At 35.6% G+C, this 18,295-nt stretch carries 11 protein-coding genes; 10 read left to right on the top strand and 1 reads right to left on the bottom strand.

Features of this window, described 5'->3' with window-relative positions:
- The first annotated feature begins 64 nt into the window (after positions 1-64).
- From HCX49_RS14310 to ppk1, 4 genes are all read left to right on the top strand, one after another.
- Positions 65-643: a DJ-1/PfpI family protein gene (locus HCX49_RS14310; RefSeq protein WP_021191181.1), complete on the top strand. Its 579-nt coding sequence runs from the start codon at positions 65-67 to the stop codon at positions 641-643.
- A 153-nt stretch (positions 644-796) separates the two neighbouring features.
- Positions 797-1,177, top strand: coding sequence for a hypothetical protein (locus HCX49_RS14305; protein ID WP_132772658.1), 381 nt, complete (start codon positions 797-799; stop codon positions 1,175-1,177).
- Positions 1,178-1,253: 76 nt separating this feature from the next.
- A complete protein-coding gene (locus HCX49_RS14300; RefSeq protein WP_168127456.1) occupies positions 1,254-7,151 on the top strand; it encodes an alpha-2-macroglobulin family protein in 5,898 nt (1,965 codons plus the stop codon).
- Between the two features lie 132 nt (positions 7,152-7,283).
- Entirely contained in the window at positions 7,284-9,353 is a 2,070-nt protein-coding gene (gene ppk1 / locus HCX49_RS14295; RefSeq protein ID WP_168127455.1) for a polyphosphate kinase 1, read from the top strand.
- Positions 9,354-9,389: 36 nt separating this feature from the next.
- On the opposite strand, the gene guaB is transcribed toward ppk1, so the two are convergent.
- A complete protein-coding gene (guaB, locus tag HCX49_RS14290) occupies positions 9,390-10,865 on the bottom strand; it encodes an IMP dehydrogenase (RefSeq protein WP_168127454.1) in 1,476 nt (491 codons plus the stop codon).
- 239 nt (positions 10,866-11,104) lie between these two features.
- Here guaB and HCX49_RS14285 point away from each other — a divergent pair, with 239 nt between their 5' ends.
- The 6 genes from HCX49_RS14285 (at position 11,105) to HCX49_RS14260 (ending at position 18,294) form a co-directional block, all read left to right on the top strand.
- Entirely contained in the window at positions 11,105-11,578 is a 474-nt protein-coding gene (locus tag HCX49_RS14285; protein WP_031289033.1) for a hypothetical protein, read from the top strand.
- A gap of 240 nt (positions 11,579-11,818) precedes the next feature.
- Positions 11,819-14,785 (top strand): protein translocase subunit SecDF, encoded by a 2,967-nt coding sequence (gene secDF, locus HCX49_RS14280; RefSeq protein ID WP_168127453.1) that lies wholly within the window; start codon positions 11,819-11,821, stop codon positions 14,783-14,785.
- 143 nt (positions 14,786-14,928) lie between these two features.
- Positions 14,929-15,363 carry a MarR family winged helix-turn-helix transcriptional regulator gene (locus tag HCX49_RS14275; protein ID WP_132772649.1) on the top strand — a complete coding sequence of 145 codons (435 nt, stop codon included), beginning with the start codon at positions 14,929-14,931 and terminating at the stop codon, positions 15,361-15,363.
- 8 nt (positions 15,364-15,371) lie between these two features.
- The gene (locus tag HCX49_RS14270) at positions 15,372-16,376 is read left to right on the top strand and encodes an NAD(P)/FAD-dependent oxidoreductase (RefSeq protein WP_168127452.1); all 1,005 of its coding nucleotides are present in this window, start codon (positions 15,372-15,374) and stop codon (positions 16,374-16,376) included.
- Between the two features lie 3 nt (positions 16,377-16,379).
- Positions 16,380-16,709 (top strand): 2Fe-2S iron-sulfur cluster-binding protein, encoded by a 330-nt coding sequence (locus HCX49_RS14265; protein WP_132772645.1) that lies wholly within the window; start codon positions 16,380-16,382, stop codon positions 16,707-16,709.
- Between the two features lie 265 nt (positions 16,710-16,974).
- Positions 16,975-18,294, top strand: a complete 1,320-nt coding sequence (locus HCX49_RS14260; protein WP_168127451.1) for an NAD(P)/FAD-dependent oxidoreductase — start codon at positions 16,975-16,977, stop codon at positions 18,292-18,294.
- Position 18,295 lies beyond the last annotated feature (1 nt).

Here is an 18,295-nt window from a genome sequence, read left to right as displayed (position 1 = left end):
TAACAGAAAAAGTCATAGTCGTCTGTGACTTTTTTTGTATCTTGGAGAGATAAAAAACAAATTTATGGCAAAGAAAATATTATTACTTGTTGGCGATTTCGTAGAAGACTACGAAGCAATGGTTCCTTTTCAGGCTATGGGTTCTCTAGGTATTGATGTTGATGCTGTAGCACCAGATCGCAAAAAAGGTGATGTAGTACCTACTGCAGTTCATGATTTCACAGGTGACCAAACCTATAAGGAATTACGTGGACACAATTTTGGAATCAATAAAGATTTTGATACCATTAATGTAGAAGAGTATGATGGTCTGTATATAGCGGGAGGCCGGTCTGCAGAGTATATCCGACTGAACAAACGTGTATTAGAAATAACAAAGTATTTTTTTGACAACAATAAGCCCGTTGCGGCGATCTGTCATGGCATACAAGTTTTAACAGCAGCAAAAGTACTCCAAGGACGTACATTAACGGCGTATGTAGCTGTAGGACCAGACATCGAACTTGCTGGCGGAACATGGAAAAACATCCCCGCAGATCAAGCGATTGTAGATGGAAATTTAGTAACATCACCTGCTTGGCCAGGTCATCAAGCTATTCTTAAGGAGTTTTACAAACTATTAGGAATTACAATAGCAATTTAATTACAATACGTTTAAGGAAGCTATCAAGATCGTGAAATAAGTAAGGATATAAATTTCTTGCTCATGATAGCTTCATTACCATTACAAAAACAACTCGAGTACGCTGAGCTTACTGATACAAATGGAAGCTTACACTCATAATGAATAAGTTTAATGAAAAAAAATAAACGGGTATGGTTAATTATCATACCTATTCTAGCAATTCTAGCCTTCATGTTAAAGGATTCTTTAACACAAAAAAGCATTGAAGATCTACCTGGCGAATTTAAAGAGGTTGCATTTGTAAGAAATGAGCAAAATAAAGGCGGTATCATACGCATATATGCAATTTCTGTTGGCAAACCTGATGAAGCAGATTATAAGGCCTGCATAGATTTACTACCGGTAAATGATTATGGAAGCTCAACTACGGCTTACTTTTTTGATAAAAATACGCCCTATCCTACTTCACTAACTATAGAAGCTCCCCACTATGATGGGAAGAAGTTTCAAGCGATTCAAATTTCAAAAAAATCGGGTATGGATAAAAAATAAAAAGGAACAATAAATTCTTTATATTTAAAGAGAATACGCATTGTATTCTCTTTTTTTATTTTCTATAGGTTTTATCATGAAAAAAATACTCCTTTTCATATACTCATTATTGTGCTTATCGCATTCATATGCACAAAAGAAAAACAATCTTGCTCCCTTATGGATGCAGATTGACAGTCTGGCTGATAATCAATTTTGGAAAGAGATCTCTCCTATTCTTGCTAAGGTAGAAGCCGAAGCAGTAAAAAGAAATTGGTATGATGAACAGGTCAAAGCTTTTCTATATCGCCAAAAGATAAACATGCAGACTTCAGATGATTCGGATATAAAATTAAAAGTCATTCAAGAATTTGATATCAAAATTAAACAGCTCGAGAATAAAACCGCGAAAGCCATTTTAACCATTCAACAGGCCCGTAATTATAACGATTATTTCATCAGTAATTATTACAGCATTAATCAGCGTACTGAAGTACAAAACGATGTTAATAACGATTTTACTTTCTGGACAAGTAAACAATTTGAAGATAAAATCAAATCCTTATATCAAAATGCCTTAATAGAAAAAGACATGCTCTTGCATGAACCAAAAGAAAAATGGAGTAAACTCATTGAATCACCACAGCAGTCCTATCTGCCAACGCTATACGATATTGCAGTTTATGATTATATCGATCTCCTTCAACAAAATCAGCCCTACCAGATCTCTTCAGCTAGAAATCAAAAAGATAGTAATACCAAAATTGTCGATAGCTTATACCACGATCTTATAAAAATCCATGAGGGCAAAAATATAGATGCCTATTTATTTAATCAATACCAATTATTGCGTAGCAAAAATAATCCGGATTCTTCCAGATTACAAATTCTTGAAAATTGGATCGCAAAATATAAGCAGTCCCCACTCAAAGAAATTATGATTGTAGATTATATCAACATCTACAAAAACAAGGCAAATATTGTCGCGGTAAATCAACAAGAACAAATAAATATCTTACTAAGAAAAATAGAAACGTATTTACCGCTTGCGGACAGTGCTCATACAAAAACCTATCTATCAACAGTCCGTCAAAATATATTAAAACCAGAAATTCTTCTTGAATCGAAGGAATTTAATACCGCGAATAAAGAGGCATTAATGAAAGTGACACACCGAAATGTCAGTAAGATATTCTATAAAATAATACGTCCAAGAAATATCTTAGATCGTTTTCAATCCGAAATTAACAACGCTAATGATAGTACATTATGGAACAATATCCACACTTTCACCAAAAATAACAACGTTGTAAAGGAAGGCTTTTTTGATCTTAAAGATTTTAAAGATCAAGTAAGTCACGAGACAACTTTGCTAATCCCTGCACTTGATGCAGGTTCTTATACCATCGTATATGCTTCCTCTCCATTTGAAAACGAATACAATGAAAAAAACTGCTATGGTTATCTAAAATTAAATTTTAGCAAATACGCAATGTTGCAAGATGATCAAGTTGTACTGATCGTAAACCGGGAAACAGGTGCACAACAATCCAATGCCTCATTGAAATTTTACAACTTACGTCAAGATAAGTTTGAACTACAATCAACTGAAGCGACAAATAAGAATGGTGTTTTTAACAATAAAAATCAAAATAGAAATCTTTTTTTAAGGATTAATGATGAACCTGTATTCATCCCCTTCAATTCATACTATTATCCTCAAGTTGATCATAAAGAAGACGCACATTACGATGCAAAAATATTTACGGATAGATCGATCTATAGACCGGGCCAGATTGTCTATTTCAAAGCAATCGTATATAAGAATTACGAAAAGATTAAATACGCAACTATGGCTGATAAACGCATCGTTGTGGGATTATACGATACAAATAATCAACGTTTTGATGAAAAAACATTGGTCACCAATGATTTTGGATCAATAGCAGGATCATTTATCTTAAATACAGGTAATGTAACAGGTCAGTATTATATACAGATTACTGGTGATGGCATAAACCAAAATTACAGCTTCAGTGTAGAAGAATATAAACGTCCAAAATTTGAAGTTACTTTTGACGAATTTAAAGATAAGAAATCATTAGGTGACTCCATTTCTATAACAGGAAAAGCTATATCTTTTAGCGGTGTTCCTATAGCTAATGCCACGGTGGCATATTCGGTCAACAAAGTTGAAAATAGAATAAGACCTTTCGATGTATATGATAGAATTATCGATCGCACATTTAGCGAGACAATCAAAATAGATACCATACGAACTGATAACGAGGGAAATTTTATCATTAGTTTCAAAAGTGAAATACCACAAGATTTTAACAGCAAGTGGCGAGTTACCCAATCATTCAACATCAATGCCTCAGTAATGGATGCTACTGGTGAAACCAATGAAAGTACCACCCGTTTAACTATCGGAAATATTCCCTTTACTTTACAGATAGATGCACCAGAACAAATTGATGCAAATGATCTGGATTCGATTACAATAAGTGCACAAAACCTATCTGGACAAAAAGTACCTGCAAAAGGTAAATTTATACTAAAAAAACGAATAGAAAATAAACGTCTTATTGTCTCCCCGTCATTCTATATTGCGCATGACTTTAGTTATTACAATAGCATTCCTAAGGATGAATTTTTACAGAAGTTCCCCTATGAACCTTACGGAATTGAATATAAAAAAGAAGAGGATTTTACGGTGGTTTACGAGGCAGATTTTGATCTTTCCCAATCAAATAAAATAAAACTTCCAAACAGCAGTAGTTTTGCAGGAAAATATAAATTGGAAGCAATTTCAATTGTTGCGGAAGATACTATTCGTAGTGAGCGGATGATTGAAATCAACAATTCACGGCTACAATCAGATGAAAAATCACCTTTGACCGTTACTGCTGACAAAGCTAATTATCAACTAGCTGACAAGGCTAAAATAAGTCTGGAAACGGATTTTGATTCTCTTCATCTCAACATGACTTCTTCCGAAGATGAAAAAATAGATTTTAAAGTCGTTTCAAAAACGAAAACAACAATTCAAGTTGAAATTCCTAAAACCATCAAGAATAGTTTGGTATTGAATTTCACTGGTGTTAAAAATGGACAGCTTTTCACTAAAACTTTGGTATTGCCAATACAACAATATAGCCCATCGCTAACAATAGAAACAAAAACTTTCAGAAATAAACTGTATCCTGGACAAAAAGAAACTTGGGAATTGGTCATTAAAGGAAAAAAAGGGGAGCAGATTGCATCAGAGCTTTTGGTGAATATGTATGACGCATCTTTAGACAAACTTAAAAATGTGACCAGCAATGATTTTTCATTTCCTCTAAATCCTTATTCATATCCTTCTTATAGAGCCTGGTATTATACCAATAATCTCAGCAGAAGTACTTTCATCCAAAATTTTGGAGAATTGAATTTTAACACAGCACTAGATTACGATCGATTTAAGAATTTTGGATTCAATATCAATAATTATGATTTTGGCCGTACCAGAAGAATGTCCCCTACTGGATCACTTAGAATCCGAGGTACAGTAGCAAAACAGGCGGCTGGAGCAGTCCAAGAAGATCTTATGCTCGCAGATGCAGCATCTCCTGTAATGGAAGAGGTAGTCGTAGTCTCCAGTCAAGCAGAAATCGACAAAAATAAAGGCGATAATCCAATTCAGATTCGGAAAAATCTACAGGAAACAGCTTTCTTCTTACCTCAACTACGAACAGATAAAGATGGTCATGCGGTGTTCAGCTTTGATTCTCCAGAAAGTTTAACCCGCTGGAGGTTTATGGCAATCGCGCATAGTAAAGAATTAGCTATAGGTACCTACACTAATTTTGTTGAAACACAAAAAGATCTGATGATTGTACCCAATATGCCACGTTTCTTTAGAGAAGCAGATCAAATAACAATCAAAGCAAAGGTCAATAACTTGTCTGCATATGATTTAAAAACCTCTGTTTCGCTAGAAATGTTTGATGCAATTACCATGGCGCCCCTAGCTCTTAACATTCCAATAAAACAAATTACGGTAATTGCTAAAGGCAGTGAAAATACGAGCTGGGAAATTACGATCCCTAAAAATATTGAAGCAATCACATACCGTATCGTGGCAAAAGGAGGTAACTTCTCTGACGGTGAAGAATCCACTATTCCTGTTCTAAAAAACAGTATGTTAGTCACAGAAACTTTACCTATTGCTGTAAGAGAAGGTCAGTCGAAATCTTTTGAAATGAAAAGTTTACAACAGGGCTCGTCTACTTCCGAACCATACCGCTATACAGTAGAATTAACAAGCAATCCGATCTATCATGCCTTATTTGCGCTACCCTATGTCAATGAGTATCCATATGAATCATCAGAATCAATTTTCAGTAAATTCTATCTAAATTCATTTTCTGCACATCTGGTCAATCAGCACCCAAAAATAAAGCCTGTATTTGAACAATGGAAAGGTAAACAGCAACTTCAATCAAATTTACGTATCAATGAGGAATTGAAAACAATTATGATACAGGAAACACCTTGGTTAAAAGATGCAATTAATGAGGAAGAAACAATGAAGAACATTGCACATCTATTTGATCAGAATACGCTTAAAAATACATTAAAAACAGACGTCGCGAAACTTGCTGCTTTGCAATCATCCGGTGGAGGGTTTTCATGGTATCCTGGAGGTAATGAGAATTTCCAGGTCTCCACCTATATACTTGAGGGCATCAATAAATTAAATGCGAAAGGCATCATTGCTGAATTTGATTTGACAAATATGGTTAAACCGATCATCACGAAAGGCTTCGCATTTTTAGACAATGAGATTTTACATAATTGGTCCCGTTTTCAGCAAGACAATAAGATGAAACCTAATATTGATCAAGGAATCGAATATCTCTTCGTAAAAAGCAGTTATTCGCCTGAAGATAAAAATACGCAACTGGAACCAGCTATTGCATATTTTCTAAAAGAGATTGATAAAAATAAACTAACATATAGTATTAGCACGCAAGCCAAAGTAGCCCTTATTTTAAATCGCTACAACTTAAAGGAATCTGCTGCACTAGTCATCAAACAATTGCAACAAAAATCTATTGAATCTGTTGAAAAAGGTATGTACTGGAATCAAAATCAACCTGGCTGGTCTTGGTACGAAGCACCAATTGAGACACAAGCCCAACTGATAAGAGCATTTGACGAAGTAAGTCAAGATAAAAAAGCAATTGAAAATATGAAGATCTGGTTGATCAAAAATAAACAAGTACGACACTGGAATTCAACTAAAGCGACCGTCGCTGCTGTTGATGCCTTGATCAACTATGGCGATAACTGGCTAGATGCTCCAGAAGGTCTTACCATAAAAGTCGCTGGTAAACCATTAGATGAAACACAAATATCGAAACAAATCGGTTCTGGTTACAGGAAAGAAAGTTGGATGAAAAAAGAAATTAAACCTGCATTAGGGAAAGTTGAAATCTCAAAAGCAAGTCCTGGCATAGCATTAGGAGGTTTGTATTACCAGTATTTTGAACAATTAGATCAGATACGGTCCGCCTCATCAACCATTAGCTTACAAAAAGAGCTTTATCTCAAGAAAATTGAACAGTTGAAAGAAGTACTAGTCCCTATAACAGCAGCAACAACTATTCAACTTGGAGATATTGTGAAAGTACGGATTTTGATAAAAAGTGATAGAAATCTATCATTCATACACCTTAAAGATATGCGAGCTTCTGGGTTTGAGCCAACAAATGTAACATCAACCTATAAATACAAACAAGGTTTTGGTTATTATGAAAGCACCAAAGACGCTGCAACGAATTTTTTTATCGATTATTTACCACAAGGAAGCTACGTATTTGAATATGAGTTAAGAGCAAATAATGCGGGTATATTTTCAAATGGAATAACAACTATTCAAAATCTATATGCGCCAGAAATGTCATCACATTCGACAGGTATTCAGATCAAAATAACGGATAACTAGATCACTTAATAGTATTAAAGAGGTGTTACTACATATATATTTAACAATTATTTAATACTATTAAAATACTACATTAATTAAGTAAATTTACATTTGAGGCTAATCGCATAAATAAGAAGTATTAAAAAAAATATGGCACGAAAATTCATTCCTAGAGATGTCAGCTGGTTAAGTTTTAATAGCAGAGTTCTACAGGAAGCGGCTGATGAAACAGTACCTCTTCCTTCTAAAATAAAATTCTTAGGCATATTTTCTAATAACCTAGACGAATTTTTTAGAGTACGCATACCGGGGCTAAAACGCGCAATAGATATTAAAGACAAAGAGGCTAATACATCCTTTTTTGAAGACCCGCAAATTATACTGGATGAAGTCAATACGATTGTTATAAAACAGCAAAAAAAGTTTGATAATTTTTGGGCGCTTATACAAAAAGAGATGGCGCAACAGCATGTATATATCAAAGATGCAAGTCAGCTCAACCTTAAACAAGAAGAATTTGTTCGCAATTTCTATTCAGAAGATGTCGAGTCTAACGTCATTCCATTATTGCTCGATGATAGTCGCCCTATGCCCTATCTTCGCGATAAAAGTCTTTACTTAGGAATTTCCATGCGCAAACAGGAATGGGAATATGAAACAAGATTTGCCATAATCGAAATTCCAACTACGCTAAATGGTCGTTTTGTAATCTTACCCGCCTCAGCGAAGGAAAAACATATTATTTTACTAGAAGACATCATTAAATTCAATCTTCCTTATATCTTTTCTTATTTTGGATTCGACGAATTTCATGCGCATGTCTTCAAAATAACTAAAGATGCAGAATTTGATATTGATAATGATATCAATACCACATTAGCAGAGAAAATATCAAAAGGGATAAAAAACAGAAGAAAAGGTAAAACAACACGCTTTATCTTTGATAAAGAAATGGACCCTAGGCTAGTCGAATTTTTAATCAAAAAATTACAATTAACAAAAAAAGATAATATCATACCCGGGCAGAAAATCCATAATTTCAAACATTTTATGGACTTCCCTAATGTATTTAAGCAACCAAACCTGCCTATTACAAACCCAGCATTTACACATCCTCAACTGAACAAAACACAAAGGATTACCGATATCATTATCAAAAAAGATATCTTGCTATCATTTCCTTATCACACTTTCCGTCCAGTAATCGATCTGCTCCGCGAAGCGGCAATGGATCCAGATGTTAAGACCATTCAAATCACAGCATATCGCCTCGCATCAAATAGTAAAATCGTCAATGCGTTGATTAATGCGGCACGAAATGGAAAAGATGTAACAGTAATGCTTGAACTACAGGCTCGATTTGATGAAGAGAATAATCTATTTTGGAAAGAGAAACTTGAACTTGAGGGTATTCGGGTTTTAACTGGTGTTCCTAATAAAAAGGTACATGCAAAACTCTGCATCATTAAAAAAAGAGTTGGTGCCAAAACCATTCAATATGGTTTTGTAAGTACAGGGAACATCAATGAAAAAACAGCAAAACTATATGGAGATTACTGTTTATTGACCAGCAATAGAAGTGTCATGGCAGATATAAACAAAGTCTTTCATTTCCTAAAAAAGCCAAAAAGCAATCCAGCTGAAGTCATTAAAAACTGCAATAGCCTACTCATCTGCCCTACAGATATGCGTAATGGAATTATTCATTATATCGATAAAGAAATTGAGGAGGTTAAAGCTGGAAGAAAAGCGCGTATCATCTTAAAGGTGAACTCGCTCAGTGATCGGATACTGATTAAGAAATTATATGATGCCGCCGAAGCGGGTGTACAGCTTGATCTCATTGTAAGAGGTATCTATTGCGCCACGAATCAAACAAAATTTAAAAAAGCAATCAATGCTATCAGCATCGTTGACGAATTTTTGGAACATGCCCGTGTGATGTATTTTTATGCTGCAGGAAAAGAAGTGACCTATATCTCTTCAGCAGATTGGATGACGAGAAACTTGGATCACCGTATAGAGGCTGCTGTAAAAATTAACAGTAAGAAAATAAGGGATGAAATCAAAGATATGTTGCAGATCCAGCTACGCGATAATGTAAAAGCCCGTATTTTGAACAATGAACTCAATAACCGGTACGTTGAAAATGACAAGGAGTCTTGTCGCTCACAAATTGAAATCTATAATTATCTCAGGAAAAAAACAGACGAGGTATAAAAAAAGGTCAGCGATTGAATCGCTGACCTTTTTTTATTAACCTCTACTATTGTAGTTAGGAGCTTCTTTTGTAATCGAAATATTATGTGGATGAGATTCACGTAATCCAGCACCTGTGATACGTACAAATTGTGCTTCTTGTAGCTTTTCAATTGTAGCAGCTCCACAATAGCCCATTGATGCCTTCAATCCGCCCATGTATTGATATACAACCTCAGCTAACGTCCCTTTATATGGAACGCGACCAACAATACCCTCAGGAACTAATTTCTTAATATCATCTTCAACGTCTTGGAAGTAACGATCTTTAGATCCTTTTTCCATCGCTTCGATAGATCCCATTCCGCGGTATGATTTAAATTTACGTCCTTCGTAAATGATCGTTTCTCCCGGAGCTTCTTCAACACCTGCAAATAATGATCCGGCCATAATGGTATAAGCACCAGCTGCAATTGCTTTTGCGATATCACCTGTTTGTTTTATACCACCATCAGCGATCAATGGAACACCAGTCCCTTTTAATGCCTTTGCTACTTCATAGATGGCGTACAACTGAGGCACTCCAACACCAGCAATAATACGTGTTGTACAGATTGAACCTGGTCCGATGCCTACTTTTACAGCGTCAGCACCGGCTTCTGCTAATGCTTTTGCAGCTGCACCTGTAGCAATATTACCAACAATAATCTGTAAGTCAGGGAATGTTGCTTTCACCAATTTCAATTTATCAATTACACCTTTTGAATGACCGTGTGCAGTATCAATAGTAATCACATCAACACCAGCTTTTACTAAAGCTTCTACACGATCTAAAGTATCTGGAGTGACACCAACTGCACCACCAACCAATAAACGACCGTGCGTATCTTTAGCTGCATTTGGATAATGTTTGTATTTTTGAATATCTTTAAAAGTAATAAGACCTTTTAATATACCTTCATTATCAACAACTGGAAGTTTTTCAATCTTATGATCTTGTAAAATTTCTTCTGCTCGTACTAAATCTGTCCCTTCTGGTGCAGTAACTAGATTGTCTTTCGTCATTAACGAAGAGATCGGTTGACTCATGACTTTTTGGAAACGTAAATCACGGTTCGTTACAATACCAACTAACTTGCCTTTTTCATCTATTACAGGAATGCCGCCAATCTTATGATCTTTCATAATTTTAAAAGCATCTCCTACTGTTGCAGTTTGCAATAAAGTTACAGGATCTTGAATCATACCGCTTTCTGAACGCTTTACTTTACGCACTTCAGCAGCCTGCTCTGCAATCGTCATGTTCTTATGCAACATACCAATACCGCCGGCTTGTGCGATAGCAATAGCTAAATCAGCACCCGTCACCGTGTCCATAGCCGCAGATACTAATGGAATATTTAATTTGATTTTTTTTGTCAGAAAAGTACTTGTATCGACATCACGTGGTAAAACTTCAGAATAAGCTGGAATTAATAATACGTCGTCGTAGGTAAGTCCTTCTGCTACGAATTTTTGTGGATCTAATTGCATGGCAAATATGTATTGGGTTCTCTATTTGCCAGGCAAAATTAAGTATTTTCAGCGAAATATAAAAATTAATTTCACTAATTACATTTAAATGATTATCCTAACATGCAGTTAACAGCTCATTCTCATTAGCTTAATCATGCAACCTTATCAAACAGCCAACATTCCGGCATCGTGCGTAACAACTTTTGGCAGGTTATTTGCATAAGATGTCTAAATTGAATTTATATAAAACACATATTATGAAAAAAGTATTACTATCGGTAGCAGCTGTTGCCATATTAGCTCTAGGAGCACAGGAGGCAAAAGCACAATCACCACAACGCGCTGCAATTGGTGTTGTATTTGACGGTACAGCTGGTGATTTATGGGGTGTTCAGTACAAACAGTCTATGGGAGGTGCAAACAACGGACAGGCACAAATTATGTTCGATGACAATGTGGTTGCTGTAGGAGCAGATTACCAATATGCAAGACCATTTTCTGGTGCTAAAGGATTAGGATGGTATGCAGGTGTTGGTGCACAGTTATCTTTTGTTGACGCAGGTGACAATATTACTCTTGTAGCACTTCGTCCTCAATTAGGTCTAGAATTTAAAATTCCAGCTGCACCTATCGGTTTTCACGCAGATTGGAAACCAGATTGGAGATTAAACCACAATAGTGACTTTGATGCATCTACTTTTTCTTTCGGTATCAAATACACGTTGAGATAAATAAAACAGTACATTTTTATAGAAAAAGCCTCCCAAACGGGAGGCTTTTTCTATTAGATTGCATAGCAATATCGTATTCATTGCAATTTAATCGCTTTTTATCATAAGCTTAATCAAATAAAGCTTTTCATTTTACAAAATTTTTATACCTTTGGCATTCTTGGAGAATTGTAATTTTCATACAAGAATGAGTTATCAATTATATCATATAATATCAAACTAATACACTAAAAACAGACGATGCAAGGTAAAGGGCTGATTAAATTTTTGGTGATAGCGGTATCTATAGCATGTCTATACGCCCTATCATTCACTTTTGTAACCCGCAAAGTTGAGCGTGATGCTGAGAATTATGCACAAGGAGATATGGCACGTGAAAAATCGTACCTAGACTCTATCGCTGGCGAGGTTGTTTACAATTTAGGTTTTGCAAAATACACCTATAGAGAAGCTAAAGCACAAGAACTTGCTTTAGGACTTGATCTAAAAGGGGGTATGAACGTTACGATGGAAATCTCAATCGATGAGTTGATTCGTAACTTAGCAGATAATCCTAAAGACGAGAAATTCAATGCTGCACTTACAGCTGCTATTTTGAAAAGTAAAACAAGTCAAAAATCTCTAGTTAATTTATTCATTGATGAATATAAAGCTACAGGTAGTACGACTCCACTTTCAACTTATTTCGCGACTAAAGATAATGCATCTTTAATCAAAGCGGGGGACTCTGATGCACAATTGGAATCTTTTTTACAAAAAGAAGCTGATAATGCTATCCAAAACTCATACAAAGTACTTCGTACACGTATTGATAAATTTGGAGTTGCTTCTCCTAACATCCAGATTCAACAAGGTACAAATCGTATTTTGATCGAACTTCCAGGTGTTAACGATGAACAACGCGTCCGTAAATTATTACAAGGATCAGCTAAATTAGAGTTTTACGAAACTCATGCTAATCAAGAAGTGTATCCTTTATTGGAAAACATCAATAAAACTTTGTCTGCAACTTTAAAAGTTGCTTCGACAGATGATAAAGCAACAACAGATTCGACTAAAAAGTCTGATGACTTATTAGCGAACCTTGGTGCTAATAAAAACACAAAAGATAGCGCTGCTGCTAAATTGTCGCAAGAAAATCCATTATTTGATGTTTTGAGACCTGCTGTTTACATGGGTGAGAATCAACAAATGGCTTTAATGCCTGGCGCAATGGTAGGTAGTGCAGATTTAAAAGATACTGCCAAAGTAAATGCTTTTTTAAACAAACCTGAGGTTAAATCTATTATCCCTGGAAATTTAAAATTGTTATGGTCAGTAAAACCAGAAGCTAAAACACCAAATATCCTTTCTTTATATGCAATCAGACCTGCAGGCGTTGATAATGGCCCAGTATTAACTGGTGATGTTATTACCAATGCGCGTGATGAGTTTAATGAGAGAAATGAACCCGTTGTCTCCATGCAGATGAACAGCGAAGGTGCTCGTGAATGGAAAAAAATTACAGCTAAAGCAGCGCAAGGTCACCAATCGATCGCTATCGTTCTTGATAATGTAGTATATTCTGCACCTGGTGTTAATGAAGAAATCGCTGGTGGTAATTCATCCATCTCTGGTTCTTTCACAGTTGAAGATACAAAGGATTTAGCGAACGTACTAAAAGCTGGTCGTTTACCAACTACCGCTAAAATCGTTGAAGAAGCGATCGTAGGTCCTACTTTAGGACAATCGGCTATTGATTCTGGTGTGAATTCAGCAGTTATCGGTATCGTGCTTGTTCTTGTATTCATGATTGCATACTATAATACTGCAGGTTTAGTAGCAAACATTGCTGTTCTTGTAAACGTATTCTTTATCATGGGGGTATTGGCATCGCTGAATGCAGTATTAACACTCCCAGGTATCGCGGGTATCGTATTAACGATGGGTACTGCGGTGGATGCCAACGTACTAATTTACGAACGTATACGTGAAGAATTAGCCGGTGGAAAATCAATCCGTCAAGCGGTTGCAGATGGTTACAAACACGCATTACCTTCGATCTTAGATTCACAGATTACAACATTCTTAGTTGGTTTGGTATTATTCTTCTTCGGAACAGGTCCAATTTTAGGATTTGCTACTACATTAATGGTGGGTATTATCACTTCATTATTCACAGGTATATTCCTTACTCGCATTATTTTTGAGTGGATGTTAGAACGTGATATGAAAATTAAAGTTTCTTTCCCTTGGTCGGCAAAAACATTGCAAAATGCAAATTTCCAATTCATCAAGAAAAGAAAAGGTCTTTACATCGTTTCTATCGTAATTGTTATTGCTTGTTTTGCATCAATCTTTATTAAAGGCTTTAGCCAAGGTGTAGATTTTCAAGGTGGACGTACTTATACCATCCGCTATGATAAACCTGTAGATTTAGAAGCTGTTCGTGAAAATTTAGATAATATCTTCCAAAAAACAACTGAAGTTAAAGTCTTTGGCGCTGCAAATCAACTTCGTATAACGACAACTTATCATATCGATGAGACGTCTGACGAAGCAGATAAAGAAGTTTTAACTAAATTGAATGAAGGATTATCGAAGGTAGATGCAAGCAACAAACATGAGATTCTTTCTTCTCAGAAAGTTGGTCCTAGTATCGCGACAGATATGAAAGCAAGATCAATTTATGCAACAGTATTTGCCTTATTAATCATTGCTGGTTATATATTGTTACGTTTCCACAAATGGCAATATTCAGTTGGAGCTGCAATCGCTACTGTCCATGATGCCATCATTGTATTAGGTTTGTTCTCTATTTTAGATGGTATTGTTCCATTCTCATTAGATATTGATCAGCATTTTATTGCCGCTATTCTAACAGTATTAGGTTATTCAGTAAATGATACTGTAGTTGTATTTGACCGTATCCGTGAAGATCTAAACAAACCAAATGCTTTAAATAAAGATTTTGGTGAAACGATCAACCACGCCATAAATACAACATTAAGTAGAACGGTTATTACATCATTGACGATTGTATTCGTATTAGCAGTACTATTTATTTTCGGTGGTGAAGTTATCAGAGGATTCTCTTTCGCTATCTTAATTGGTATTATTGTAGGTACTTATTCATCTATATTCTTAGCTGCACCAGCAGTATATGATTTAAGTAAAGGAAAACATTTCGAAGAAACTCCTAAAAAAGCAGAACCGGTAACTCCTTAGCAAAAAATCAAAACGTTTAAAAAGGCTTTCAGATAAAACTGAAAGCCTTTTTTATTTTACAATAAATCTACCAAATACTTGTTGCACTAAGTATTTAATGATTATATTTGTTGTACTAAATATTAGCAATACAAATATTTTAAATGCAAGACGAAAAATTCAATCGATACTCTTTCATATTAGAAAGAACAGCAAAAAAAGTAAAACAATTTGCACAAAATTCTTTTACAGATAATGATTTTGATATCACCGTAGATCAGTGGACCATCATGAAGACACTTTATGAGAATGATAATCTATTGCAAAAAGAACTTGCTGAAAAATGTTGCAAAGATCAACCTACCCTCACCCGAATTGTTGATCTGTTAATAAAAAAAGGATTAACAGAACGAGTGATCCATCCCTCTGACAGGCGAAGTATCCACTTGCACCTAACAGAGGAAGGTCGAAAGAAAGTAGAAAACTACTCTCCCATCGTTTCCAGCATTCGCATGAAAGCTTGGGAAAATCTAACAGACGAGGACTTTAGTTCCTTCACACGTATTCTAGACAAAATTTATAATAACTTAAGTAATTAACATTTGATATGATAACAACAGACATATGTATTATAGGAGCCGGACCAGTGGGTCTATTTGCTGTATTTGAAGCAGGTTTGTTAAAGATGAGATGTCACCTCATTGATGTTTTACCTCAAGTTGGAGGTCAGTTGTCTGAAATATATCCACATAAGCCGATATACGATATACCGGGCTACCCGACTATCCGTGCTCAAGAGTTGATTGACAATCAGATGAAACAGATCGAACCATTCAATCCCACTTTTACACTCGGCGAACGTGTTGAAGGCCTGGAAAGGCAGGAAGATGGTTCATATGTGGTCGTTAGTTCAGAAGGAACACGTATACACTGCCAAGTTGTTGTTATAGCAGGCGGTTTAGGATGCTTTGAGCCCCGAAAACCTGAACTGGCTAATTTAGTTAAATATGAAAGAAAAGGTGTTGATTACATGGTCAGAAATCCAGAAACGTATCGTGACAAGAAGATCATCATCGCGGGTGGTGGCGACTCTGCTCTAGACTGGACGATTTACTTAGCCGATATCGCAAAGGAAGTAACATTAATTCACAGAAGTGACTCCTTTAGAGGAGCGCCAGACTCTGCCGAAAAGGTTTATCATCTAGCTCAAAAAGGGGCCATCAACCTCTTACTGTCCCACAACCTGGCAGATGTACACGGCTCAGATAGCTTATCGCATGTGATTGCAGTCAATAAACAAAAAGAAGAAGTCAAAATGGAAGCGGATTATTTTATACCGCTATTTGGGCTAACCCCAAAATTAGGACCTATTGCGGACTGGGGCTTAAATATTGACAAGAGTGCTATCGTAGTAAACACAGTTGATTATTCGACAAATATAGAACGCATTTATGCTATAGGAGATATCAATACCTATCCAGGTAAATTAAAGTTAATTTTATGTGGATATCATGAAGCGGCATTAATGGCTCAAAGTGCTTTTAAATATGTGTATCCAGATCAAAAACTAAGCTTCAAATATACAACTGTTAATGGCATCAATACTTTTTAAATTATGGACAATATTATTGAAATAGAAATTGAAGATCGGGATGGAACTGTTCAAACAATCGAAGTTCCTACGGATGTCAACTTATCCCTAATGGAATTGCTAAAAGCATGCGATTATGAGGTCCTAGCTACCTGTGGAGGCATGGCACTTTGCGCAACTTGTCATGTTGAAATCAAATCTGGAGGTGAAAACTTGTCCGAACCTCAAGACCAGGAGCTCGATATGCTCGATACTTTACCCGATGCTAATGATGATAGCCGACTTGCATGCCAGCTGCGATTAACAAATGAAAATAACGGCCTAAGTATTAAAATAAGAGGAGCATTACAGTAATAAATTGTCAAAGTGTACTTTTTACACACATTTTTTCATTTTTTGAGACAAACCGTATTAATAAACCATGCAATTAATACGGTTTACAAAACACTGATTAACAAGGAGTAATAAAACAAGAGATATATTAAAACAGTTAGTTATCAATAAATATGACAATAAAAAGCAAGTATATATAAAGATATTTTAGTTTTTTGAGTGAAAAATTAAGATATTTGCAGAAGGATTACAATTTTCCGAATATTTTATATAAATTTCAAATAATATGCTAAGCAATCGTTCAGATAGAAAATTCCCAAAAGTGGTCATTATTGGTGCTGGATTTGGTGGAATTGAAGTTGCTAAAAAGTTAAAAAATAAGGAAGTAGAAGTACTATTATTAGACAGAAATAATTTTCATACCTTCCAACCTTTAATGTATCAGGTAGCTACAGGTACATTATCTGCAGATTCGATCTCTTTCCCTATCCGTAAGATGTTCAAATCTCAGGAGAATTTTAGTTTCAGAATTGCAGAAGTTAATCATATTGACTCGTCCAACAAAACTGTTCAAACGAATATCGGTGATTTTGAATATGATTACTTAGTGGTTGCTACTGGAGCAACAACAAATTTCTTTGGAAATCAGCAAATTGCAAAATATGCGTTACCAATGAAAAGTATTCAAGAAGCTCTAAACATTCGGAGCTATGTGCTACAAAATCTTGAAAAAGCTGTTCAAATTGCAAATCCGGAAGATCGTAAATCATTTTTAAACTTTGTAATTGTAGGCGGTGGCCCAACTGGTGTTGAGCTTTCTGGAGCAATTGCTGAGATCAGAAATAATATTCTGGAAAAAGATTATCCTGAATTACGCAAGGAAGAAATGAATGTTTACTTAGTCGAAGGACAAAGTAAAGTATTAGCAAACTTGTCGGAAAAATCTTCTGAAGACTCTGAAAAATATTTAAAAGCATTAGGTGTTAAAATATTACTAAATGTTTCTGTAACGGGCTTTGATGGTACTGCAATCTCTTTTGGTGATGGTAGTGCGATCGAAACAAAAACAGTTATCTGGGGCGCAGGTGTTGCAGGACAATTTCCTGAAGGTTTCAAAAAAGAAAATATTCAACGCGGTAACCGCATTCAAACAGATGACCAATGTCGTGTGTTAGATATGGAAAATGTATACGCAATTGGTGACGTTTCAGCATTTATCACAGATGATTTACCACGTGGATTACCTGGTGTGGCACCTGTAGCACAACAACAAGGTAAATATGTTGCCAAGCACATTAGCAATGTAATGGATAACCGTTCAAATGAAAAATTCTCTTACTTTGATAAGGGCTCAATGGCGACAATTGGCCGTGCGAAAGCTGTAGTCGATATGGGTAAAATCCATTTTAATGGATTCTTTGGCTGGATTGTTTGGATGTTTGTTCACTTAATGTCTATTTTTGGTTTTAGAAACAAAGTAATTACCTTTATCAACTGGACAGTCAAATTTTTCACGAAGAACTCGGGTGTTCGATTAATTTTCTATAAATTCAATCAACCCGCGCCAGAGGTAAAACAAGAAGATCAAGTATTAGAAAATAACTAAA

Source organism: Sphingobacterium sp. B16(2022), assembly GCF_012030425.1.
GTDB classification, from domain to species: Bacteria; Bacteroidota; Bacteroidia; order Sphingobacteriales; family Sphingobacteriaceae; genus Sphingobacterium; species Sphingobacterium anhuiense.
Note: the sequence above shows the minus strand (reverse complement) of the source record. Positions and strands in the feature narration are given on the sequence as shown.